This window comes from Chryseobacterium sp. ISL-6, from assembly GCF_018613715.1.
Lineage (GTDB): Bacteria > Bacteroidota > Bacteroidia > Flavobacteriales > Weeksellaceae > Chryseobacterium > Chryseobacterium paludis.
The window spans coordinates 231,356-255,768 of record NZ_JAGGPT010000005.1; the positions used below are offsets into that span (position 1 = coordinate 231,356).

The following is a 24,413-nucleotide window of genomic DNA, read 5'->3' on the forward strand; positions in this document are numbered from 1 at the left end:
CTAATTTCAGCTATATAATTCCAAGAAGCAGTGCTCCCAATAACATAACAATAGATGATCCGATAGCCCATTTGAGTGTGTATTTTAAATGATCAGAAAATTCTACACCCGCAAGTGAAACCAGTAAATAAGTTGAAGGAACCAGCGGACTCAAAAGGTGAGAAGCCTGTCCTACAAGGCTTGCTCTTCCTAATATATCCGATGGAATACCAAGCTGATGACCTGTAGCTGCAATGATAGGCAGTATTCCAAAATAATAAGCATCATTGGTAAGAAAGAAGGTTAACGGAACACTGAATACGGCTGTAATAATATTTAAAGAACCACCCCAGCTTTTCGGAACGATCTCTATCATACTGTTTCCCATAGCTTGCATAATACCGGAACCATTTAGAATTCCTGTGAAAATTCCTGCTCCGAAGATCATCCCCGCCACGGATAATGCATTTCCTGCATGTTTGGACATTATTTTCTGCTGGTCCTTTAATTTTGGATAATTGATAACAGAAGCGATACAAAATGCAATCATAAATGCAATCCCAAGGGGAACGAGATCTAAAATCATAACCGTTAAAAGAACGACCGTAAGTCCAAGGTTGATCCAGATAAGCTTTGGACGGAGAAGTTTGGGGTCTACCTCCCCAACAATATCACTGCCACTGTAATTGGTGTATTTTCCATGTTTTGCAATTCGTTTTTTTTCCTTTAAACCTAGAATGTAAGCGACAAATAGCACCCAGCAGATTCCTAAAATCATAATGGGAATCATAGGGACAAAAATTTCTGTATGTCCAAGTTTCAGGGAGCTCATAACTCTGGCAGTGGGCCCACCCCAGGGAAGAATATTCATAATACCACCAGCAAGCATAATGATACAGGTAAGAATAAGTGGATTCAGTCCCTGTTTTTTGTAAAGGGGAAGCATGGCAGCGACTACAATAATATAGGTAGAAGAGCCATCTCCGTCCAGCGAAACCAATGTGGTGAGGATAGCTGTTCCTATGGTTGTTTTAATAGGATTATCTCCAACGGCTTTTAATATTACATTAACCAATGGTTCAAATAATCCGGTGTCGATCATTAAGCTAAAATAGAGGATAGCAAAAATCAGCATGACGCCGGTAAGCGCTATTTCTTTGACTCCATTTTTCATCATGTCCCCAAGCTGAGGACCGAATCCTGCAATGAGAGCAACTACTACCGGCACGATCACCAAAGCAGTAAGAGGTGTCATTTTTTTATTCATGATGAGTACCATGAAAAAGAGGATCATCAAAAACCCAAGAAATGTTAGCATAGCAGTATATTAAATTTTATAAGTAATGTATCGGTTATTTTTGTTTCTTTCTCCAGTCAAAAGTGTTTCTGAAACCTATGTATCCATAGTTGCTTGTTTTTCCTGGTGACAATTGATTGATAAAAGCCAATTCGATGGCTGAATTTCTTCCAGCTTTTATTCCGAGTCCGGCAGTAATACGGTTGCTATCGAAGGGGTCTTCTTTCTTAATATTCATCCTTATTTCATTCTTCAGGATGCCATATAATTTCTCTTTTTCACCTTTTTTATTGAAAGGAATTCTCATAGAGATCAGATAACGCACTCTAAGTACAAATTCATCGGGATTATTGATAAATCTTTCTTCTACACGAAATCTACTGGAGACGGATGTTCTGCCAATATCGTGATCCAGGGTTACCTGTTGGAATGCTCTTTTTTCATACCGCGTTTTTTTCTGATCATTGGACTGATAGGAATCTAAAATAAGAAACATCCCTCCTGCAGCAGGCCTTACTCCTTTTGTCACTTCATAATCCAGGTAAGCATTAACAAGGAAAAGTCTAGTGTCATAAGCAAGGTCAAAAGATCGATACTGCGTTAAAGCGGTTAACGTACTCTTGTCCGATACCTTTGCGGTCATTATATATTGGAACCACATATTATAAGTGTCATTACTTTGAGCCTCATAAAAATGGTTGAGCAGTATTAAAAAAATAAAAATTAATTTTCTCTTAATTTTCATATAATATTTGGTTAATGTTGTTGTTTCTCAAATATATTTATTAGAAGTACCGGGCTGTCAATTTTTCAATCAATGACCTATTTTATCAGCGAACTGCATTTTCCATCAAAAACATCCTATATTTGAAAACTTTTGAAATAGGTTTTTTGAAATGTTTTTAATTATAAATATTGTTATTATACTGCTGGTTTTCAGGATTTTATTCAGTTCTAAAATTCTGAAGGTCCTTATGGATTCCCGTTGGAAGTTTTTGTTGAGGTTACAGCATGTTTTCTTCTTTTGCCTCTTCATTTTGATTACTTATTTTACCGAAAACTACTTCCTCGATGCTCCTGATTTGATTTGGAGTATACTTTCTGTAACTATTTTCAATATTGGAATTTATTATCTGGTGTATTATTATTTAGTTCCTTATTTTTATCTGTCCAATAAGTATCCGGAATTTATCCTGTATGCTTTGATCCTCTTTTTGGTGTCGAGTCTTTTCAGAATCTTGCTCGAACCTGAGATTTTTAATATGAATTTTGATGAAACTCTTTCCAATACAAAATTTTTATATAATGTGTATACGGCTCAGGGAATCATTATTCTTGTTGCTTCATTTCTGGGGATTACAAAAGATAAATTTATCATTGAGCAGGATGTTGTTGATCTGGGAGAACAAAAGGAGCAGCTTTATCTGGATCTTTTAAAATCGAAGATGAATCCACATTTTTTATTGAACACGCTGAATAATATTTATGCAAACAGTTTTGTTTCTTCTGGAAAAACTTCAGATTCTATTTTGCAGCTCAGTAAACTTTTACAGTATATCATTTATGACAGTGGAAAAGAAAAGATAAGCCTGGCTCAGGAGTTTTCTTCGATACATTCTTTGGCTACGCTGTATCAGTTGAAGTATGATAATCAACTTAATATTGATTTTAATATTCAAAATGAAGAGACTTTGGATGTAATCGAAATTCCGCCATCTGTATTTCTGACACTTTTTGAAAATGCGTTGAAGCATTCAGGAATTGGTTTGGAATCTGATCGTTTTATAAAAGTTTCGTATGCTATTGAAGGGCGGGATATATTCTTTGAAATTATAAATTCTATTACTACTAAAAGGCCTTCTGAAGATACAGGATATAATGGGTTGGGAAATGAAGCGATTATACAAATATTAGAAAAGCATTACTCAGGAAATTTTAACCTTTTCTCTGAAGTACTTGAAGATAATACCTATAAGACAACTTTAAAAATTAATCTGAATGACTAATCTATCTGTAGTAAATGTAGACGACGAATATCCTGCGTTGCAGCTTGTCAAACAATACTGTGCGCAGATAGAAGGGATAGAGTTGCAAAGTTCATTTCAGAACCCTGAGATGGCATTGGAATATTTAATAAAAAATAGAGTAGACCTTGTGATCCTGGATATCAATATGCCTGGAATAAATGGAGTAGAATTGTTACAGCAACTTCCTTATAAGCCCCTGTGTATTTTTATGACATTAGAAACTCAGCATGCTGTAAAAGCTTTTGAACTGGATGTTGTGCATTACCTGGTGAAGCCGGTAGATTTTGAGACTTTCAGAAAAGCGATACACAAAGCTAAGGATTTCATGAAGTTTAAAAACTCTTCTGAACAAGCAGAAAAAGAAGATTTTATTATGTTTAAATCCAATTATATCATGAATAAGGTTTTTCTTAAGGATATTCTGTGGGTAGAAGGTTTTGGAGAATATATTGTTTTGGTAACCCCTTTAAAAAAGTACATGATCCTGGACAGGATGTCAAATTTTGAAGAGAAGTTTCAGGCTTTTGGATTTATCCGTGTGCACAAATCTTACATTGTTTTATCTTCTCATATCGATTCTTATGATGTGAAAAATGTTTACTTGAAAGATGGAGATAAAGTTCCTTTAGGGAGAACATACAAAGCCATATTAAAAGATCATTTAGGTAAATAAAAAAAACCGCCTTATGGACGGTTTTTAATTGTTGATTTATTTTTTTCCTGCGGCCTGCATTGGATTTACTTTTCCGCTGGCTCCACCTCTTACTCCGCCTTCATGTTTTTGCTTAAACACCTGGAATTTTGAAGTCTGTGAATTAGTTCCATCGTTGCTCCAGAAATTATTTGAAGTATCAATATCAGCTGTTTCTCTCATTGGATCCAGTTGGATAGATTTTAATTTCTTTTCAAAGTAGTAGGTTTTGGAAGCTTTTTGTTCATTCAGCCTCCAGATCTGTGCAGAAGATTTATCGTAAAGTTTCGTACCATCCTCAAAAGTGAACTCAAGAATTATAGGCATTACCAATCCACCTTTATTTACAAAGTCAATTTGATAAGCCTGAATGTTTTTGAACTTTTCTTTGTCTTTGTTATCTAGAGTGGTGGTATTATCCTGAGTAAGAGAATGTTCTTTATCATTGTCTACTTTTTCCTGACCTCTGTCATAACGATAATAGAAATCCTGAGCTTCTTTATCTTTATCTACATAAAATGTAATATTCTTATCCTCTTTGTTTCTGATTTTTGAAAGGTCTTCAAAATCATTCACCAGCGCTTTGTCGACCTTATACTTTATTTCTTTACCTGTTGGGACAGCATCCAGGTCAGGGGTAGCAATGGTAACTTTATCAATAGCAATATCTACAGGATCAATTCCATAGAACCACCCTCTCCAGAACCAATCTAAATCTTCACCACTTGCATCTTCCATAGTTCTGAAAAAGTCAGCAGGTTCAGGGTGTTTGAAAGCCCATCTTTTAGCATATGTTTTATAAGCTTTATCAAAAAGTTCTCTGCCCATGATCGTTTCACGAAGGATATTCAACCCTGTTGCAGGTTTTGAATAGGCATTGGGTCCGAACTGAACAATGTTTTCAGAATTACTCATGATCGGTTCCAATTGATCTTTTGGAAGTTTCATATAATCTACGATCGTCCATGCCGGTCCGCGTTTTGAAGGGAATTTATTATCCCATTTTTCTTCTGTAAGGTATTCTGTAAAAGTATTCAATCCTTCATCCATCCAGGTCCATTGTCTTTCATCCGAGTTGATGATCATCGGAAAGAAGTTGTGTCCGACCTCATGAATGACTACTCCGATCATTCCGTTTTTTGTTCCCTCAGAATAAGTTCCATCCTTTTCAGTTCTTCCAAAGTTGAAACAGATCATAGGGTATTCCATTCCGTTGGCAGCTTCTACAGATTGAGCAACCGGGTAAGGGTATGGGATAGTGAATTCTGAATAGGTTTTAATGGTGTGAGCAACAGCCCTAGTAGAGAATTTTCTATACAATCCATAAGCTTCTTTTCCATAGAAGCTCATAGCCATTACTTTGTTATTATTTTCCGGGATAGTAACAGCCATTCCGTCCCAGATGAATTTTCTGGATGAGGTCCAGGCGAAATCTCTGACATTATTAGCTTCGAATACCCAGGTTTTTCTTTGTTTTGATTTATTTTTTTCGGCTTTTTTAGCTTCCTCAAGAGTTACGATTTCTACAGGTTCTGCAGAACTCTGAGCTTTTTTATATCTTGAAAGCTGATCAGAAGATAAAACCTGTTCATAGTTTTTACATTCTCCTGTTCCACCTACAACATGGTCAGAAGGAACATTCATTGAAACTTTAAAATTTCCAAAAGCTAAAGCGAATTCTCCTCTTCCTGTAAACTGATGATTTTGCCATCCGTGGAAATCGCTGTAAACGCACATTCTCGGATACCATTGCGTGATTGTATAAAGGTCATTCCCATCTTCAGGAAAATTTTCATAACCACCACGGCCACCCATTTTAATTCTGTTGGTAATGTTATAATTCCAGTCTACTTTAAAAACTAATTTCTCACCTTTTTTTAGAACCTTAGGTAGATCAATACGCATCATTGTTTTATTGACCGTGTAGCGTAAAGGAGTTCCTGATTCATCGGTTACTTTTTCAAGATGCACTCCGTATCCATTGTCTTTTTCCGGTAAAACGGAAGCTTTCAGCTGTTGATCATTTGATATTTTTGGAAGCGTGGTTGAAGTAGGATAATTTGCTTTATTTATAGATGAAGCTTCATTCTCATCCAGTTGCAGCCAGATGTAATCCAGATCATCCGGAGAGTTATTGTAATAGGTAATGGTCTCAGATCCTTTTAGATTCCTTTTATCTTCATCAAGGTATGCTGAAATATTATAATCTGCTCTGTTCTGCCAGTAACCGTTTCCTGGTGATCCCGATGCTGTTCTATATATATTGGGAGTAGGTAAAATAGTTCCCAATTGTTCAAATTTATTTCCGTGATTGCTCCCTGGATTATTTTGAATGTTTTGAGCGGTTAAGCCTACAAATGTGAATACAGAAAGTACAGTTACTTTTAGTTTCATAAGCGAAATGATTTAATAATTTTCAAATATAACAATAAGTCGTTGAAAAAATATCAATCGTTACTCCTTAAAATGGAATTCTTTCTAAAGTCATTTTCAGTGCCAAAGCAAAAACGCCGGAAGACACAAATAGTATCCAGTCTTTCTTGTTGACCTTGAAGATATTTAATGCTATAAAAAGCAGGATCAATATGGCAAGAACAATAACGATCTGGCCAACTTCCAGCCCAATGTTAAAACCCAAAAGCGGGACTGCTATACTTTGACTTTTTGCAATCATTACCCTTGCTGTATTGGCAAATCCCATTCCATGAATCAATCCGAAAATTAAGGCCAGATAGTAATTGGTTCTGTCCAGGGTCTGCTTTTTGTTTTTCATTAGAATATTCCCCAATGCAGTAAGTACGATCGTTAAAGGGATTAAAAATTCAACCCAATTTGACGGAACTCTCACAATGTCCAAAATACTTAACGCCAAAGTTATAGAATGTCCAACCGTAAAAGCAGTGACAAGAATCAGAATTTTTTTCAAATCTTTGTACGAATAGACGGCAATTAAGGCCAAAACGAAAAGTTGATGATCCAGTGCATCCAGAGAAATAATATGTTCCCAACCCAGCTTTAAATAGAATAAAAAGTCTTGCATGATATTGTGATGATATAAAGCTTACGAAAATAATGATTAATTTCGGAACAAATTTAATCTTGTACTTTATGAAGAGTTTGTGGCTGTTTTTACTTCCTGTTATTTTTTTGTTTTCTTTTGCCAGGATTAAGCACCCTTATCATGTGGGTTCGGTAGAAATTAATTATAATTCAAAGTCAAAGACTTTTGAAATTACCGGACGCTTTTTTCTTGATGATCTGGAAAATGGGTTGACAAAAAAGTATGGAAAACCTTTCCATTTTAACGATGAAAAATACAAAGCTCAGCTTAATGAGGCTCTTAAGAATTACAGTGCTGAATACTTTAAATTAAAAGCAGACAGTCGTTTTTTAAAGGTCAATTATATTGGATATGAAGAAGACAGTGAATCTGTAAATGTTTTTTTGGAATCTGAATCTGTAAATGCTCCTAAAAAATTAGAATCTGCAGTTAGTTTTCTTTATAATTTGTTTGATGATCAAATCAATATCGTCCATATGATCATTAATGGTCAGCGCAAAAGTGAAAAATTAAGCTATCCAAATAGGTATGTATATCAGCAATTTTAGAAATTCAGGATAAAAGCTACATCATTTAAGAATCCTTTAAAGACACTTATTCTATAGATAAGTGTCTTTTTTATGCATTTTTTCCACGATTTTTAGGAGAATTTAAGACGAAACATTAATACACTGTTGTGTGATAAAAAATATTTCATTAGTTTTATAATTATTAATTAATATTATACGTTAACATTTTATTGTGAATTTATTTGTTTATAATACAGGTGTTTGTAAATATTTAAAATTCACGTATTGGTGATTATGTTAACTATTAACAATTATTAATATTTATATTATTATTTTGATATTTAAATAAATAGTATTACATTTGATTTAACATATTTATGTTAATTTTAATTAAAATGTTATTTTTTATGTAAAATTATCAATATTTATAATGGCTGGTATATTAGTAAAAAGTAAGATTACTTTTAATACTAAAAAGGAGAATATTTAAAATAAATAAGTTTGTTATGAAAAGTAAAAAAATCGATCTTTTTTTTCTGTTTTTAGCTTTAGCCCCCAAGATGCAAGCGTAAGTTAGGATCAATAGGAATAGCCACCACAAGGTGTATTTTTAATATTGATGGTGCTGAGATGCTTATTAGCAGTACCAACCTATTGCGCTTGCAAGGATTAATACTAGAGTAGCAGATGCTGATTTGATCGTTACAGAAGTGAATGACCTTCTGATAAATAGTTTAAAATAACCATGAAAACTATATTATATAAAATTTACGGTAAAAGTTCCCATTTACCAAACAGGCACAAATTCTAATAACACAAATTCAATATATGGAGCGCTTACTTCGGTAGGTGCTTTTGTTATTACAAATCTTACGTATTTTGATGTTATTCAATTATAGGATAACACGTTAAAAAAATTAGAATTTCATTAGAATATTTATAAATGTACTTTATGGCTTATTTTTTGAAAATGATATGATGTTAAATTTTTACTAAAGTGATTTGTAAATTAACAAACACAAATGATGAGAAATTACTTGGTAATTAATCCTTAAGATGAAGGTTTTATTTCATCCTAAAAAATAAGACGGATATTCTAAAAACACAAATGAAAAAAAGTACTTACACCTGTAGGTACTTTTTTATTTAATTTTCTAATTGTAAGACTGTATTAATGCCTTTAGTATGGGCAAGTAGGTCTGGGAAAAAGTGATCATAACAATCCTGTAGTATGCTTTTATTCCCCAGAAAAGCTTTGAAAACCGGGATGTCTTTATCCAGGTATTTTGCTTTGTTTAAAACATTTTGTATACTGAATTTTATTCCCCAATCTTCACGGTAGTTATACAGCCAGTCATCGGCTTCCATTTTTACCAGCATCCTTTTGAAATTCTCTGGAAGCCACTTTTGATTTTCATTTAAAACCCGATAGACTCTTGAAGAATGTTCTTTCCACTCTTGTAATGAATGTTGTGTAAGGTCATTTGCCAGAAAATAATCCATTGAGACATCCACAAATGCTCCAGCATATAATCTCACCAATGGGCTGAATACTTTTTTCGCTTCATGAATAGCAGGGTGTGAATCTGTAAAAGTATCAATTGCCCGGTGAAGGGTGATACCATCCTGGATGTCTTTTGGAAAAGAATATCTATCCTTATTTCGGATAAAGTCTTCCAGAAACTGTCCTACAATTTGTTGATCTGTAAAAGAAAGAAAGGAATGAGCTAAATAATTCATATCGTATTAAGGCCAAAAAATAAAACCCTCAAATAAATGTAAGATATTTGAAGGTCTTATTTGTTATTTCTTCAGAGAAATTATCTAACAATAAACTTTTTACTTTCTATCATGACGTTTTTATCATTATAGATATTTAAAAAATATTCTCCCGATGTCAGTCCTTTCAAATGGATTGTTTTTTCATTCGTAGTTGTGATATGCTGCCCGGAAGAATTGTATATTCTGAATGAATATTTACCTTTATCTTCTCCAGAAATAGTAATGACATCTTTAGCTGGATTCGGGTATAATGAAAAATTCTGTTTCTCCTTAGTTTCTTCTTTTATGGCTAAGAAAGATTGAGTTTCAGGCATGAAGTTGGAAACAACACAAGCAAATCTTGTAAATCCATAGGCTTCATTAGCTGGTTTAGTACTTCCTATAGCCACTCCGGTAGGATCACTATTGTAATTTACACTTGGATTAGCCCAACGGTTGATTCTGGTACAGTTAAATCCTTTTGATGAACATTCATCATTGTAAGCCATAATTGTTCTCCATCTCTGGGAAGAAGTACTGGAGGTTCCCAGATCAATAGCTTTTTTATTGGTATAGCCATGATGATGATCACATGGGGTGGTGCTGGTATCTACATACCAGTCATGTCTCAGACCCATATTGTGGCCAAGTTCATGAGCAAGGGAATAATTGGAAACAGCACAATTATATAGGCTTACACAGAATCCTGAAGAACTGGAATAGTTGGTTGAGCTGGTATTTACGTATCCTAAACCACAGGTATTGGTTGGTGTAGAAGTGACTAATGCACATAAGTCGGCTCCATATGTTGTTCTTAGGGTGTGTACATTATCCATGAAACCATCATTGTTGTTTCTAAGTCGAGGTAGGTCGGTACTTAGACTTCCGGATTCAGTATAGGCAATTTCCCCTGAGTAAACAAGATTGATTGTTACATTGGAAACTCCTGAATTTGTTAATGCTGTATTGAAATTCGTAATTGCTGTTGCAACAAAAGAATTACTTTGGGAAAGTCCTCCCCATGCATTTTTTGCTGCTGTTGTAAAAACGATCATGACATCTATTCTTGTTGCCGGGCAAACCGGTGTTGAAGATGAACAGACATTGGAATTGGCTTTGTTAAAGTTTTCTGTTTTGTCTAAAATATAATCATCTATAGTATCCTGATTGATGATTTTAGAATCACTTACTAAAGAGAGTGCAAAAATAGATGCATCCGTCTGATGGAACATAATTTTTTCACCGGTGCCGGAAGCATACATTCCTGTTACAATGTTATCATACTTTGAAAGAACAAGCTCTGCCTTAGGATCGTTTTCAATAGCATAAACATAAGATTCACTCTTGTTACTGTAGTTGAAGGTACGGCTAAATTTTGCAGTAATTTCGTTACCGGTAGGAAGAGTGATCTGGAGATCAGATTTTAAATTGAAAGGAGATTGCGAATAGTACTTCGTCAGTAAATAAGTGGATGATAATTCCCTGCTTACTTTCTGATTGTTTTTTAAGGTACTTTCGTTAATGGGATTTTGGAAAACCTTGTTTTGTGCAAACAATAAGGCAGCACAAAACATGACTAGAATAGTGAATTTTGTTTTCATTTTAATTTGTTTAAGTGGTGTAATACAAATATATACAAAATATCAATACTTGGTGAATTTTATATTTTAATGAAAGTTTTCACAATGAATCCTCTGTTTTTATGTGGATTTTTAAGCTTGTTTGCTGGTTGTTGTGTAAAGTCGTAAGTTCTTTGGTCTCGGAATTAAAGGGAGTATTTTTATAGATCAGAATGATTTTTTTTGAATTCAGAAGGAGTCATTTCCGTCATTTTTTTGAAAATGGTATTAAAAGCTGTTTTAGAATTGAAACCGGATTCAAAAGCGATTCCTACCATAGAAAGTTTTTTTTGAGAATCGTCTAAAAGAAGTTCCTTAGCATATTGTACACGGTACTTATTTACAAAATGAAAGAAATTTTCATTAAAACCCGTATTCAGAAGATAAGATAGCTGATGTGCATTGATTTGAATTAAATCAGAGAGTTTCAATAAATTAAGATCACCATCCAGATAAGGTTTTTCAGCTTCCATTAAAGAGACCAGTTTTTGCTTTAAAATCTCAAACTCCTGATCAGAAATTAATTTTTTCTTTTCAATTTGCTCCGCATCACTTTCCAGTTCGATGGATAAAAGTTCTTCCCGTTGCTTTTTATCTACCGGGTAGATTTCCTTTTGACGGAGTACATAATATAAGGTGCTGTATACAATAAACAAAAATAAAAGATCCATTACCAGATGTTGGTGCATCTTATAAATAAAAGTATTGAATAGCTCATAACCTACAGTTATAATTATTGTTATGAAAAGAAGGAAGCTGAGTTTAATGAGCCATTGGAGATCGATATTTTCGGTATTGGAAGAGATGGTTTCTATTCGTTTTTGATGTTTTCTTATTTTAAAATAAATAAGAGCGATATAAGGAAGATTGTGGGAGACGGCTATGAGCATTACAGTAGCATGAATCGTTTTATTATCCCCAGAGTTTACGAGCAATATCCAATAAATAAAAGGGATAATGATACAGACAGCATCTCTTTTTTGAAACCTGTAATTCGGATTAATGAAAAATATAACACTGAAAAACAAAAAGATGGGCGTGAATATTTGTACAGCATATACTCCAAGTTCAAATAAAGGATCCGAGGGAATGTCGCAAAATTGCAATACATTCAGGATCCAGTAGCTTGACCATAAAAAGAGAAATAATCCAAAAAATAAGTTTGCTTTTTTGTTGACCCGCATTGGATTGATCAATACGGTGAATGAAAACAAAATTAAGCCGCCATAAAGCAATACAAGAACGAATCTCTGGATGTTTTCTAGTGACATTATATTATTTTTTATTAGAAGATTCGCTCATGGAAATCTTCGATTTTGCTTACCTCTTCAATTTTAATCCCAAATTTTCTTTTCGGAATTTTGTTAAGATTTGAAACAAATATTTTTTCATATCCTAGCTTCTCAGCTTCTGAGATTCGTTGCTCAACTTGAGCTACAGGTCTGATTTCACCACTAAGGCCAATCTCTCCTGCAAAACAGAAATGTTCAGAGATCGCAATATCTTCATTGGAAGAAAGAATAGAAGCGACAACAGCCAGATCGAGAGCCGGATCATCGGTTTTTATTCCACCTGTAATATTAAGGAAAACGTCTTTGGCACCCAGCTGAAAACCAGCCCGTTTTTCTAATACAGCAAGAAGCATGTTTAATCTTTTTGCATCAAAACCGGTAGAGCTTCTTTGTGGTGTTCCATAAACTGCTGTACTTACTAATGCCTGGATCTCCAAGAGCATTGGTCGGTTTCCTTCTAAGGTTACCGCGATAGAGTTTCCGGAAAGTTCCTCGAATTTTTTAGTGATTAAAATTTCAGAGGGGTTTTTGATTTCCTTTAAACCTTGGGAGATCATTTCATAAATTCCGATTTCTGACGTAGAACCAAAACGGTTTTTATTTGCCCTCAATAATCTGAAAAGATGGTTTCTGTCACCATCAAAATTTAAAACCACATCCACCATATGCTCCAGAACTTTTGGACCAGCAATTTGTCCGTCTTTTGTAATGTGACCGACTAAGAAGACGGGTGTATTGTTTTCCTTGGCGTACTTAATAATTTCGTTAGAACACTCTCTGATTTGAGAAACTGTTCCCGGTGAGCTTTCAATCAGTTGAGATTGCAGAGTTTGAATAGAATCAATGATTACAAAATCCGGTTCCAGTTTTTTAGCTTCATGAAGAATTTTTTCTAATGAAGTTTCTGTATACAAAAAACAGTTAGGATTCTGAACTTCGGATAACCTATCTGCTCTCATCTTAATTTGTGAGGCACTTTCTTCTCCAGATACGTAGAATACCTTCTTTTTCATTTTTAAGGCTAACTGTAGCAGTAAGGTAGATTTTCCAATTCCAGGTTCACCACCAATCAACGTAACAGAACCTAAAACAATTCCGCCACCCATCACTCGGTTGAGTTCTTCGGAAGGCGTTTTAATTCGTGGTTCTTCAATAGCCTCAACTTCAATGATATTAATGACATGCTGCTTTGTTCGGGAGGAAGGAAGGCTTTTACTAGCCGTTTTTTCTACGACCTCTTCCACTAAAGTATTCCATTCTCCACAGTTTTTACATTGTCCCATCCATTGTGAATACTGTGTTCCACAGTTCTGACAGAAATATGCTGTTCTAAGTTTTGCCATACTGCGAAGTTCAAAATTTTTTTTCAATTTTGCTCCTGAAATTTTGGTTAATTTTCAATCATGAAAAATATTCTTCTAAATAGTGTCCAAATTTTTGGAGTAATGGCATTTCTGAATTTTATATTGAGCGTAGCGGTTCTATATATTATGAATTTGCCTGGTGGTAGTTTTGGAATGACTCCCTTTTTTATTTTAACAGAAAATATATTGGTATCAATTATTGGTTTTATTACAGTATTAATTTTTAAAAAAAGCTATCATTCAATGATGAGAATTGCTGTTTTGTTTGAAATTATTTATTTGATTGGGCTTATTATGTCGGGCTTTAATCCTTTTGGCAGTAAGGATGATAACTTTTTTAGTTTACTAATTTATGCGAATTCAGGTATTGTTTTATTTATTATTTACCTTTTATATCTAATTGATTCAAAAATTTCTTCTTCAAAAAATAAAAAACTATCATAGATCAAGACACAATTGAGTTTATCACGTTACCTTTGGATTATAAATAAATATAAAATATATTATTATGAAAAAGATACTATTAGCTTTTATTTTTGCTTTTTTAAGCATCACCGGTTTTGCTCAGTCTACGTGGAACGTAGATCCTATGCATTCTTCAGTTAACTTCAATATCAAGCATATGGGGATTAGCTTTGTACAGGGAAGATTTGATAAGTTCGAGGGGGTAATAGCTGCTCCCGGAAAAGATTTGGATAATGCAACGTTCAAGTTTAGTGTTATCACTGGCTCTGTGAATACGGGCGTTGAGATGAGAGATAAGCACTTAAAAAGTGCCGATTTCTTTGATGCTGAAAAATTTCAGGCAATGAAATTTGAAAGCGGTTCTATTACGAAGGGTAAAAATAACACCTATACACTTAAAGGAAAATTGACAATCAAAGATGTAACTAAAGAGATCTCTGTTCCGGTAACCTATGGTGGAATAACAAAAAACCAACAGGGAAAAGAAATTTTAGGTTTTCAAACGAAATTTACAGTTAACCGTTTAGATTATAATATTAAATACGATCCAACGGGTGCCGGAGTTGCTAAAGATGTTGATGTTAACTTATATTTCGAATTAATTAAAGAATAATTTTTTTAAATATAATTTGGTTTGGTGAAAGGTTTCTCAAGTAATTTTGAGGAACCTTTTTTTTATTTGTTGGTAAATAAATTGCCTCGTATTTCTTTTTCCCATAACTTTGCACAAACCTAATCTAATGAGTAAAAAGAATACTAAATACATCTTTGTGACAGGAGGTGTAACTTCATCTTTGGGAAAAGGAATCGTTTCTGCTTCTCTGGGACTATTGCTGAAATCTCGCGGTTTTAATGTAACGATCCAAAAACTAGATCCTTATATTAATATTGACCCAGGAACTTTGAATCCTTATGAACACGGAGAATGCTATGTAACCGAAGATGGTGCGGAGACGGATCTGGATTTAGGTCACTACGAGCGATACTTGGATGCTCCCACTTCCCAAAACAACAATGTTACGACAGGGAAAATTTACCAAACTGTAATTGAAAAAGAAAGAAAAGGAGATTTCCTTGGGAAAACAGTTCAGGTAATACCTCATATTACAAACGAAATTAAACGTAGAATTAAAATGCTTTCCAAGCAGAACTATGATATCATTATTACTGAGATCGGAGGTACTGTCGGAGATATTGAATCTTTGCCTTACATTGAAACTGTACGTCAGTTAAAATGGGAGTTAGGTGAGAAAAACTCTATGGTGATTCACCTTACTTTGTTGCCATATCTGGCTTCAAGTGGAGAATTAAAAACGAAGCCTTCTCAGCATTCCGTTCGTCAATTGATGGAAAGTGGAATTATGGCTGATGTTTTGGTTTGTAGAACAGAACATAAAATTCCAAAAGATCAGAGGGCCAAATTAGCTCAGTTCTGTAACGTTCCATTAGACAACGTTATTGAATGTAAGGATCTGGAAACGATCTATGAGGTTCCAATGTACCTTCAGAAACAAAATTTTGATGATGTAGTTTTAAAAGGACTGGATCTTAAGAGTGATAAAGAAGCTGATCTTAAAGACTGGAAGAACTTCCTTAAGAAATTCCAGAATCCGAAAAGAACAGTTGAGATTGCTTTAGTTGGAAAATATATTTCTCTACAGGATTCTTATATCTCTATTGCTGAAGCTTTCAAACACGCTGGAGCAGATCAGGAAACTGAAGTTAAAGTAAGATGGGTTTACAGTGGAGATATTACTCCAGAGAATATTAAAGAAACATTAAAAGGAGTTAACGGAATCCTTGTTGCTCCAGGTTTTGGAGACAGAGGTATTGAAGGAAAGGTTCTTACAGCACAGTACGCAAGAGAAAATAAAATTCCAATGTTAGGAATTTGTTTGGGAATGCAGATTATGACTGTTGAATTTGCAAGAAATATTCTTGGATATTCAAAAGCAAACTCTATGGAGTTTGATACTGCTACGGAGCATCCTGTAATTTCATTAATGGAAGAGCAAAAAAATGTAGTAGATAAAGGCGGCACGATGCGTCTTGGTTCTTGGAAGTGTTCTATAAAAAACCATTCTAAATTATCGGAGATCTACGGAAGTAAGAATATTTCCGAAAGACACCGTCACCGTTATGAGTTTAACAGTGATTATTTACAGGAATTTGAGAAAAATGGTTTCTTGGCAACAGGAACAAATCCTGAAACAGGATTGGTTGAAGCTCTTGAGCTTACAGATCATCCTTTCTATGTAGGAGTACAGTATCATCCTGAATATAAGAGTACGGTAGCAACACCGCATCCTTTATTCAGAGCTTTTATTAAAGCTTGTGAAAAGAAATAAAGGGATTTATATCGTATAAACGTCATGTGTAAACTCAGGTTGATTATTATCAGTCTGAGTTTATTATATTGTAATAGAGTAAAAGATAGAGTTTTGATAAAAAATCAGTATTTTTGTCAGCTCGAAATCCAGGGTGAAATTTAATATTGAGTTTTGCGATGGGTTATGAAAAAATAATTTTAATAAAATCAAAATGCAACAGAACAACGGACTCGATAAAAGTCAAATGATTAGTTTTGCGGTTTTATGTTTGGTTCTCTTCGGATTCATGTTTTATTTCCAAAATAAACAGCAGAAAGAGGAACAGTTGAAAGCTCAACAACAAAAAACTGAACAAGTAAAAACTGCCGTAAAACAAACTCAGGCAAGTAATATCAATCCAAATGTAACTCCTAATGCTATTCAGGTTTCTACCCTAGGAAATAATGAATTGAAATTGGAATTTTCCAGCTTGGGAGGACAGGTTTCTAAAGTAGAACTTTTAAAATATAAGGCTTATGATCATAAGAGTGATAAAGCTGATCTGCCTCTTTATCTAATCAATAAAAACAACTCAAACTACGGTTTTCAGTTTAAAGATAAGACTGGAAAAGTTATTAATACTAAAGACCTAGTTTTCTCTCCAACAGTGAATGGAAACGCAGTAACGTTGTCAGCTAATTATAACGGAGCTGTTATTCAGTTTATTTATACACTACTTCCAAAGTATACTTTAGATTTTAAAGTAAGAACTCAAGGGTTAGCTAAAATAACTTCAGATACAAAAGCTGATTTCTTATGGAATTATAATGTAAGGAATTTTGAAAAAGGTAGAGCTCAAGAGCAGTCTCATTCAGAATTCTCATATGCATTTAATAACTATAAGAGTTATGATTATGATGGAAGAACTACAATGGAGGAGGAAAAAGAAACCCTTAATTGGATTGGTGTAAAACAGCAGTTTTTCTCTTCAGTAATCGAAGCTAAGAATGGATTTACACAAAGTAAAGGAAATCAGGAATCTATAGAAGAAGGGGAGTATTTGAAGAAATTCAACTATGAAGGGTTTGTTCAGATGACAGGAAGCGAATTAAATCAGGATTTTACCTGGTACTTTATGCCATTGGATCTGCCGTTGTTGAAATCTTATGATAAAAACTTTGATGAAATATTGCCATTAGGTTGGTCGTTGATCGGAGGAATGAACCGTTATTTCTTCATGCCGATGTATAATATTATTGCATCATGGGGATTAACTGCAGGATGGGTAATTTTCATTATGACGATTATCGTGAAATTGATCCTGTCTCCGATTATGTACAAGCAGCATAAGCTGAGTGCGATGATGAGAGTGATTCGTCCGGAGATTGATGAAGCTACAGCTAAGTTGAAGGATGCAGATCCTATGAAAAAGCAACAGGCGACCATGGAGATTTATCGAAAGGCGGGGGTTAATCAAATGGCGGGTTGTTTACCGGCGTTGGTTCAGATTCCTATCTTCTATGCATTATTCCGTTTCTTCCCAAACTTTATTGACTTAAGAGGAAAAGGATTCTGGTTCGCAAAAGATTTAACGGCATATGATGATTTAATTAAATTACCATTTAAGATTCCTTTCTTAGGAGATCATCTAAGTGTTTTTGCATTGGCGTGTACAGTAGTAATCTTAATCTATACGATTATGACATCAGGGAATATCCAGCAGCCACAGCAGGAAGGTATGCCGAATATGAAGGTATTGATGTATATCTTCCCGATTACTTTCTTATTCTTCCTGAATACTTCAGCATCAGGTCTTTCTTGGTATTACTTTGTATCAAATGCGATCAACATCTTAATTATCCTTGTTATCAAATATGTAATTTTGGATGAGAAGAAGATTCATGCCCAGATTCAGGCTAATAAAGAGAAGCCTAAAACTGAGGGCAAATTCCAGAAGAGAATGAGAGAAATGATGGAGAAGGCTCAGGAACAACAAAAAGTTACAGAGCAACAAAAGAAGAAAAAATAATCTTGTTAATACATTATAAAAAAGAGGGGCAAATTAATTTGCTCCTCTTTTTTTTTTGTTTATATTTTTTGTTAATCATATTTAAGCCTGAAAGATTGTCTATGATGTCGGGTTGGTCCAAATTTTATAAGTGCATTCTGGTGTTTCTTGGTTGCATAGCCGAAATTTGTATCCCAGCCGTATTCCGGAAACTCATCATGAAGGTTAATCATTAAACGGTCTCTGTAGTTTTTAGCTAATATAGAAGCCGCTGCTATCGAAAGCATTTTTGAATCCCCTTTTATAATGCATTGATGAGGTATATAATTGTAAGGATGAAATTTGTTTCCATCTACTAATATGAGCTCGGGCCTTATTGTTAATTTATCTAACGCCTTATGCATGGCATGGATACTGGCGTTAAGAATGTTGTGTAGATCAATAAAATCCGGGGGTAGTTCTGCAATCGCATAATCCTGAACATTGTCTTTGATATAATTATCAAGATCCATTCGTGTTTTAAAATTAAGCTTTTTAGAGTCGTTTACTAGGCTTTGGCTGAAGCTGTGATCAAGGATAACAGCTGCGGCTACAACAGGGCCACTTAGGCATCCTCTGCCAACTTCATCGCATCCTGCTTCAATATAAGATTCAGACCAGCTTTTTAATAAATCCATGAAATTGTATATAATCTTGTAAATAGGTGTAAAAATAAATAAAAATATATTTTTAATAAAATAAGTATTTAGTTATTTATTTCATTAAATAGTGAAAATATATTATTTATAATTTATAATTATTAGAAAGTCGTTAAAATAAGGCTTTTTTCAAGATTTAATAATAAATGGTTTTTATTGTTTTATTGTTATTATTGAGTGTTATTTATGATGGAAAAAATATTAAATTAAATCTTTTTAACAATTTATTTGGTTTTTTTAAGAAAGTTTTACATATTTGTAATTGATAAAATAATAATCAATTTGAATATGAAGAAATTTACAACAAGTGTTTTGATGGTAGTGCTTTCTTCGACATTTGCGTTAGCAAGTGGACAGGAAAAGAAAAGAAGAGATACTCTCAAAACCACAGACATTGCCGAAGTTATTATGACTGGAGCTATGGGGCGTAAAATGAAATTAGATGCCCAAACTTCAACGGCAGCTGTTATTGGTAAGGAGAAGCTTACTCAGGCAGGTGCTCCAAATGCTATCGCGGGTTTAACCAGTAAGGTGCCTGGGCTTACCATTAATAAAACCAGCAGTGGTGTTGATGGGACTTATGATATTAAAATTAGAGGTTCGAGAACACTGACTGGTAGTACATCTCCCTTAATCGTAATTGACGGGGTGATATCATCAATTCAAATATTTCAGGCTCTCCCATCTGATATGCTTGAATCTGTTACTACATTGTTAGGTTTGCAAGGTGCCGCACTATATGGTTCACAAGGTGTAAATGGAGCAATTGTTATAACTACAAAAAAAGGAAGTGGGTCAAGAAAGCCTAGAATTAGTTTTAATAGTAACGTTGAATTTGAGAATGTATTATTTACACCAAGCAGACAAAAGGCTTATGGTCAAGGTTGGTTTGGTGATCGAATTCATGCTGAGAATGGATCGTGGGGTCCGTCTTATTCTGATCCGGCATATGCGGGACAAAACCTTGCAATGGGTGTTCCGTTCTATGATGTAAATGGTGACGGAATGATATTTGTGGATCCTAACGGGGATGTTCCTAGTGAAGATGCTGCGGCTTCAGTACGTGGGATTTATTCGCCAAGAAAAAAGGATAATGCTAAAGAATTTTTTCAGACAGGGCCGAGTTTTAATAATACTTTAACTGTTACAGGTGGAAGTGAGGGTGCATATGGTGGTTTGTCAATCAACCGTCAGGATAGAGAGTTTATTGTAGCGGAAGATAAATTAAAGAAAACTTCAGTAATGTTTAATGGAGGCTTTAAGTTAGGTAAGCTTTCTTTGGATGGAAGCGTTACGTACATTAATAGGTCTGCTTCTACAACCACTCCAGATTTGTACACCAATCTTCTTCAATCTTCTTCAGAGATTCCTATCACTGCTTTCCGGGATAGTTCTTTGCCTTATGCATGGACAATGTATTATCAGAATCCATACTGGACTATTCAGAATGTAAGGAATACTTCAAAACAGGATATCTTCAATGGAACCATTTCATTAGGTTATAAAATTAATGATCATATTTCGATTAATAATAATGGAACGGCTCAAATTACCTCAACTGATATTTTAAATTATAATAATGGATATGTTGCTTCAACTGCCAGCCCAAGGATCACTGATGTAGATGGGATTACTGCTGTTAGTTCAGTTACTTCATCATTATCTCAGTCTAATGCTATTAGCAGATATTTTTATAATGACTTAATGGCTAATTTTAATTATGACTTTACTAAGGATATTAATTTTAAATTATTAGTTGGTTATAATGTTCAACAGAATGAATCTAAAACTACTTCAGTAAGTGGTACTGGTTTGAAAATTCCTGGAATCTATCAATATTGGAATTTGACTACATTAACGATTCCTTATAACTTAAATAATAGGAGATTTACAGACAATAAATTCGCTTTTTTTGCTAATCTTGATTTGTCCTATAAAGATTATTTATACTTAAATGTAACAGGTAGATTGGAGAATTCTTCTAAACTATTGCATTCTGACTCAAGTATTGAGAGTACAGCACATTATTTTTATAATTCTGCTGGGGTGTCGTTCATGCCTTTAAAGGCTTTTGAGGTTGAAAGCGATATCTTAAGCCGATTGGTTGTTAAAGGTTCTTATACACGTGTTGGTAATGACAATGTAAATGTTTTTGGAATTGAGGATACTGCTACACTTGCGCCTGGTTATCCATTTGGAACTGGTCCATTAAGTTTTGTTAATAATCAGACGCCAACAGATACTAATATCAGACCTGAAATTGTTACCAGTAATGAAATCAGTATAGGTTTGGGCTTTTTGAAAAATAGAATTACATTAGATGTTAGTGGGTATATTCAGACCACAAAAGATCTGATAACAAACCAAACTACATCTAATACGACTGGTATAAGATTTACACCTATTAACGTTGGTGATATTAGAAATAAGGGATTTGAGGTTAACTTAGGTGCTACTCCAATTAAGACGTCGGACTTCTCGTGGGATCTGAATTTTGGATGGAGTATCAATAGAACTAAAGTTATTGAGCTTGCTAACGGACAGGATGAGGTGAATCTTTCTGTGGGTGGAAATGCTGGTATTTATGCAATTAAAGGTGAAGAGTTTCCAATGTTAAAAGGAACTGCTTATTTAAGAGACGATCAGGGAAGAATTATTATTAACCCAGATAACGGTAATCCATACATCTCAAATAATTATGTAAACTTTGGTCGGGTAACTCCAAATTATACATTAGCACTTAATACCAATTTTAAATACAAGAATTTTGGAGTTTATGCGGTGCTTGACTATAGAAATGGCGGGGTTTTGTACTCTGGAGCAATGCAAAACCTTGCGTTTAGTGGAGGTCTAGAGCAGTCTGCATCTTTTGATAGAACTCAAGGAGGGTATATTATTCCAAATTCAGTGTATATGAATAATGCCGGTCAATATGTTGAAAATACCTCTATTAAATCGGGTGGAGATTCTTATGCAGGACTGCCGGATTATTATGGAAGTGTTTACAGTAGAGTTGCTGAGAATTTTATCATGAGTGGTACGGCATTTAGAGTAAGAGAACTTGGGATATCTTATGCTCTTGGAGGGGATGCAGCGCGATCTATTGGTCTAACCGGACTTAGTTTTAGTGTTTATGCAAGGAATCCATTCTATAAGTTTGCTAAGGAGAATAGAGGGTATGCAGATCCTGAGGCATCATTTACAACAGGAAATATTTCAGGTATATCAAATTCTAACCAGTATCCGTCGACAAGAACTGTCGGGTTTACTACTACAATTAATTTTTAAATAAAAACAATGAAAAAGATATTAATACCAATTTTAGGAATAACAGCATTGTTATTTTTTAACTCGTGTAGTGAGGAGTTCTTAGATGTGAATAAGAATGTTAATGATGCTTACAGTAATCAGCTTACCCCAAAAGATAGATTGTCTGCTGCAGAAACTGTAGTTTTTAGAACCCAAGCAGGAACTATGAATAGGTTTGGGAATTTAATAATGAATGCATGGGCTGGAAATATTTATTTCTATGCTTCACCTTATGGAGATGAATTTAGAATGAGAGCTGATTCTCAATTTTATGATACGATTTGGGATAATTTATATTTAGGAATCTCAAATTATCAGGCGATAATTGAAAGTCCTAATGCAGCTAAATATCCACATCATGTAGCGATTGCTAAGATTATGAAGGCTTATTATATGCAAATGATTGTGGATTTGTATAATGATGTGCCTTATACTGAGGCTTTTAAAGGTCAAGCTAATAAGCATCCGAAATATGATAAGGGTAAAGATGTTTACAAAGGATTGTTAGCTGAGCTTAATCAAGCTTTAGTTTTATTGGGGCAAACACCTGAAAATGCAACCTATGCTTTGTTGCCTGTTGAGGATCCTATATTTGCGGCTGCATCTGCTGATATGAGTAAGTGGGCTCAGATGGCAAACACGGTGAAGTTGAAAATGTTGGTGAGGCTTTCAAATTGTACAGATCCCGAAGTAATCGCCTGGAGAAATACAGAGTTGCAAGCATTAGCACCTTTAACGTCAGATGTAACAAAATTTGTAAGCGCCGATGTTAAGATAAATCCAGGGTATAGTAGTGCTAGTACGGGGCAGCAGAACCCATTTTATACAACTTATGGTGTGATTAATATAGCCTCAAATGATATGAGTGCGGATTATAGATTGACATTTGCTTCTGATCATATTATCAAAGCATTAAAAGGACAAATACCCGAGACTTCTGGCGTTGCTGATGGTAGGATTACAAGATTGTTCTTAAATAATGGAGTTGGACAGGCATCTAATTATATTGGGGGAGTGTCTGGGCCTTCTGCTAATGCAAATTTAATGGTTGGACAGCCTCAGGGTGGGGGTAAAGATGCTTCCAAGGTTGAAACCGATTTTGCGACTTTGGGCTTATTCTCTGCTTTTGCATCTCCATCTGGAGGTTCAGCATTGCCAGGTTTGGTTTTAACTCTTGCTGAGGTTAGGTTTTTACAGGCTGAAGCAGCGACTGTTTATCCTACGACAATGGCATTTAATGCTCAGACTTCATTTAATGATGGTGTTACTCAATCTTTTCTTACTTTTGGTGCTAGTCCAACAGCTACTAATAATTATTTGGCAGCTATTTCTACTAAGCCAGGAATGGGATGGGCAGCTTCTCCTAATAAAATTCAAGCTATTCAATATCAAAAATGGGTTGCTCTGACGAATATTAATCCTACTGAAACATTTATTAGCTATAATAAAACAGGATTTCCAGTTTTGCCAATGCCTTTAGGATCTTATTATCCGTCAAGACCAAAAAGATTAATGTATGCTCAATCTGAATATATTTCAAATACGGCAAATGTTCCAAATCCGGGAATTGATGAAATGTATACGGTTAATCAGTATTCACCATTCTGGATGAAATAATTTAAAAAATACATTCAATTAACAAATGCTATATATTGCAGATGTGACCGGAAGAAATTCTGGTCACATCTTATTTCATATCACTCGAAATGTGGTGATTTTTTTTAATGATGATTTGTAATTCAAATCTGAATCATATATTTTAAATTTTGGCATTTTTTTTACAATTTGTGCTTATTTTAAGAAAAATTTTCGATGAAAAGTGCTTAATTGATGGTTGTTTTTATTTGTTAAATTTAAAAACAATTTAATACAACTAGTGGTGAATAATTTAATGTGATATGGCTTTTAATCGTAATCTGCTGTTAATCAGTGTTTAATTTGCTTTTTTTTAATCAAATTACTTCTATTAATATAACGGCTTTGTGATTTTTTTCAAATGTATTTTTAATTTAATTAAACCTTCT

The 24,413-nt window shown here is 34.2% G+C and carries 18 protein-coding genes; 9 read left to right on the top strand and 9 right to left on the bottom strand.

Features of this window, described 5'->3' with window-relative positions:
- Nucleotides 1-10 precede the first annotated feature (10 nt).
- Together J7E44_RS08750 and J7E44_RS08755 are read right to left on the bottom strand one after the other, a co-directional pair.
- Nucleotides 11-1,297 carry a CitMHS family transporter gene (locus tag J7E44_RS08750; protein ID WP_214828058.1) on the bottom strand — a complete coding sequence of 429 codons (1,287 nt, stop codon included), beginning with the start codon at nt 1,295-1,297 and terminating at the stop codon, nt 11-13.
- A 34-nt stretch (nt 1,298-1,331) separates the two neighbouring features.
- A complete protein-coding gene (locus J7E44_RS08755; RefSeq protein ID WP_214828061.1) occupies nt 1,332-2,021 on the bottom strand; it encodes a DUF2490 domain-containing protein in 690 nt (229 codons plus the stop codon).
- A 229-nt stretch (nt 2,022-2,250) separates the two neighbouring features.
- On the opposite strand from J7E44_RS08755, the gene J7E44_RS08760 reads away from it, so the two are divergent.
- Nucleotides 2,251-3,282 carry a sensor histidine kinase gene (locus tag J7E44_RS08760; protein WP_214828064.1) on the top strand — a complete coding sequence of 344 codons (1,032 nt, stop codon included), beginning with the start codon at nt 2,251-2,253 and terminating at the stop codon, nt 3,280-3,282.
- Complete coding sequence (locus tag J7E44_RS08765) at nt 3,275-3,976, top strand: LytR/AlgR family response regulator transcription factor (RefSeq protein ID WP_214828067.1); 702 nt, start codon at nt 3,275-3,277, stop codon at nt 3,974-3,976. Before J7E44_RS08760 ends, J7E44_RS08765 begins: the two co-directional genes overlap by 8 nt.
- A 36-nt stretch (nt 3,977-4,012) precedes the next feature.
- On the opposite strand, the gene J7E44_RS08770 is transcribed toward J7E44_RS08765, so the two are convergent.
- Together J7E44_RS08770 and J7E44_RS08775 are read right to left on the bottom strand one after the other, a co-directional pair.
- The gene (locus tag J7E44_RS08770) at nt 4,013-6,388 is read right to left on the bottom strand and encodes a M1 family metallopeptidase (RefSeq protein WP_214828071.1); all 2,376 of its coding nucleotides are present in this window, start codon (nt 6,386-6,388) and stop codon (nt 4,013-4,015) included.
- A 67-nt stretch (nt 6,389-6,455) separates the two neighbouring features.
- A complete protein-coding gene (locus J7E44_RS08775) occupies nt 6,456-7,034 on the bottom strand; it encodes a HupE/UreJ family protein (RefSeq protein WP_214828074.1) in 579 nt (192 codons plus the stop codon).
- A gap of 68 nt (nt 7,035-7,102) precedes the next feature.
- Between J7E44_RS08775 and J7E44_RS08780 the strand changes: the two genes are divergently transcribed.
- Nucleotides 7,103-7,603 (top strand): DUF6702 family protein, encoded by a 501-nt coding sequence (locus J7E44_RS08780; RefSeq protein WP_214828077.1) that lies wholly within the window; start codon nt 7,103-7,105, stop codon nt 7,601-7,603.
- A gap of 1,107 nt (nt 7,604-8,710) precedes the next feature.
- Here the strand turns inward: J7E44_RS08780 and J7E44_RS08785 are convergent.
- The 4 genes from J7E44_RS08785 to radA form a co-directional block, all read right to left on the bottom strand.
- Entirely contained in the window at nt 8,711-9,304 is a 594-nt protein-coding gene (locus tag J7E44_RS08785) for an acyl carrier protein phosphodiesterase (RefSeq protein WP_214828080.1), read from the bottom strand.
- An 80-nt stretch (nt 9,305-9,384) separates the two neighbouring features.
- On the bottom strand, nt 9,385-10,926 hold the full coding sequence (locus J7E44_RS08790) for a zinc-dependent metalloprotease (protein WP_214828098.1): 1,542 nt from the start codon (nt 10,924-10,926) through the stop codon (nt 9,385-9,387).
- Nucleotides 10,927-11,105: 179 nt separating this feature from the next.
- Nucleotides 11,106-12,215, bottom strand: a complete 1,110-nt coding sequence (locus J7E44_RS08795) for an AraC family transcriptional regulator (protein ID WP_214828101.1) — start codon at nt 12,213-12,215, stop codon at nt 11,106-11,108.
- A gap of 14 nt (nt 12,216-12,229) precedes the next feature.
- The gene (radA, locus tag J7E44_RS08800) at nt 12,230-13,579 is read right to left on the bottom strand and encodes a DNA repair protein RadA (protein ID WP_214828104.1); all 1,350 of its coding nucleotides are present in this window, start codon (nt 13,577-13,579) and stop codon (nt 12,230-12,232) included.
- Between the two features lie 60 nt (nt 13,580-13,639).
- On the opposite strand from radA, the gene J7E44_RS08805 reads away from it, so the two are divergent.
- The 4 genes from J7E44_RS08805 (at nt 13,640) to yidC (ending at nt 18,403) form a co-directional block, all read left to right on the top strand.
- On the top strand, nt 13,640-14,044 hold the full coding sequence (locus J7E44_RS08805) for a hypothetical protein (protein ID WP_214828106.1): 405 nt from the start codon (nt 13,640-13,642) through the stop codon (nt 14,042-14,044).
- Between the two features lie 64 nt (nt 14,045-14,108).
- On the top strand, nt 14,109-14,678 hold the full coding sequence (locus J7E44_RS08810) for a YceI family protein (RefSeq protein ID WP_214828108.1): 570 nt from the start codon (nt 14,109-14,111) through the stop codon (nt 14,676-14,678).
- 127 nt (nt 14,679-14,805) lie between these two features.
- The gene (pyrG, locus tag J7E44_RS08815; RefSeq protein WP_214828111.1) at nt 14,806-16,413 is read left to right on the top strand and encodes a CTP synthase; all 1,608 of its coding nucleotides are present in this window, start codon (nt 14,806-14,808) and stop codon (nt 16,411-16,413) included.
- Between the two features lie 193 nt (nt 16,414-16,606).
- A complete protein-coding gene (yidC, locus tag J7E44_RS08820) occupies nt 16,607-18,403 on the top strand; it encodes a membrane protein insertase YidC (protein ID WP_214828113.1) in 1,797 nt (598 codons plus the stop codon).
- Between the two features lie 71 nt (nt 18,404-18,474).
- Here yidC and rnhB read toward each other — a convergent pair whose 3' ends face one another.
- On the bottom strand, nt 18,475-19,059 hold the full coding sequence (gene rnhB, locus J7E44_RS08825) for a ribonuclease HII (RefSeq protein WP_214828116.1): 585 nt from the start codon (nt 19,057-19,059) through the stop codon (nt 18,475-18,477).
- 309 nt (nt 19,060-19,368) lie between these two features.
- Between rnhB and J7E44_RS08830 the strand changes: the two genes are divergently transcribed.
- Together J7E44_RS08830 and J7E44_RS08835 are read left to right on the top strand one after the other, a co-directional pair.
- Nucleotides 19,369-22,368, top strand: a complete 3,000-nt coding sequence (locus J7E44_RS08830) for a SusC/RagA family TonB-linked outer membrane protein (RefSeq protein ID WP_214828119.1) — start codon at nt 19,369-19,371, stop codon at nt 22,366-22,368.
- Nucleotides 22,369-22,377: 9 nt separating this feature from the next.
- Complete coding sequence (locus tag J7E44_RS08835) at nt 22,378-24,006, top strand: SusD/RagB family nutrient-binding outer membrane lipoprotein (protein ID WP_214828122.1); 1,629 nt, start codon at nt 22,378-22,380, stop codon at nt 24,004-24,006.
- The last annotated feature ends 407 nt before the right edge of the window (nt 24,007-24,413 follow it).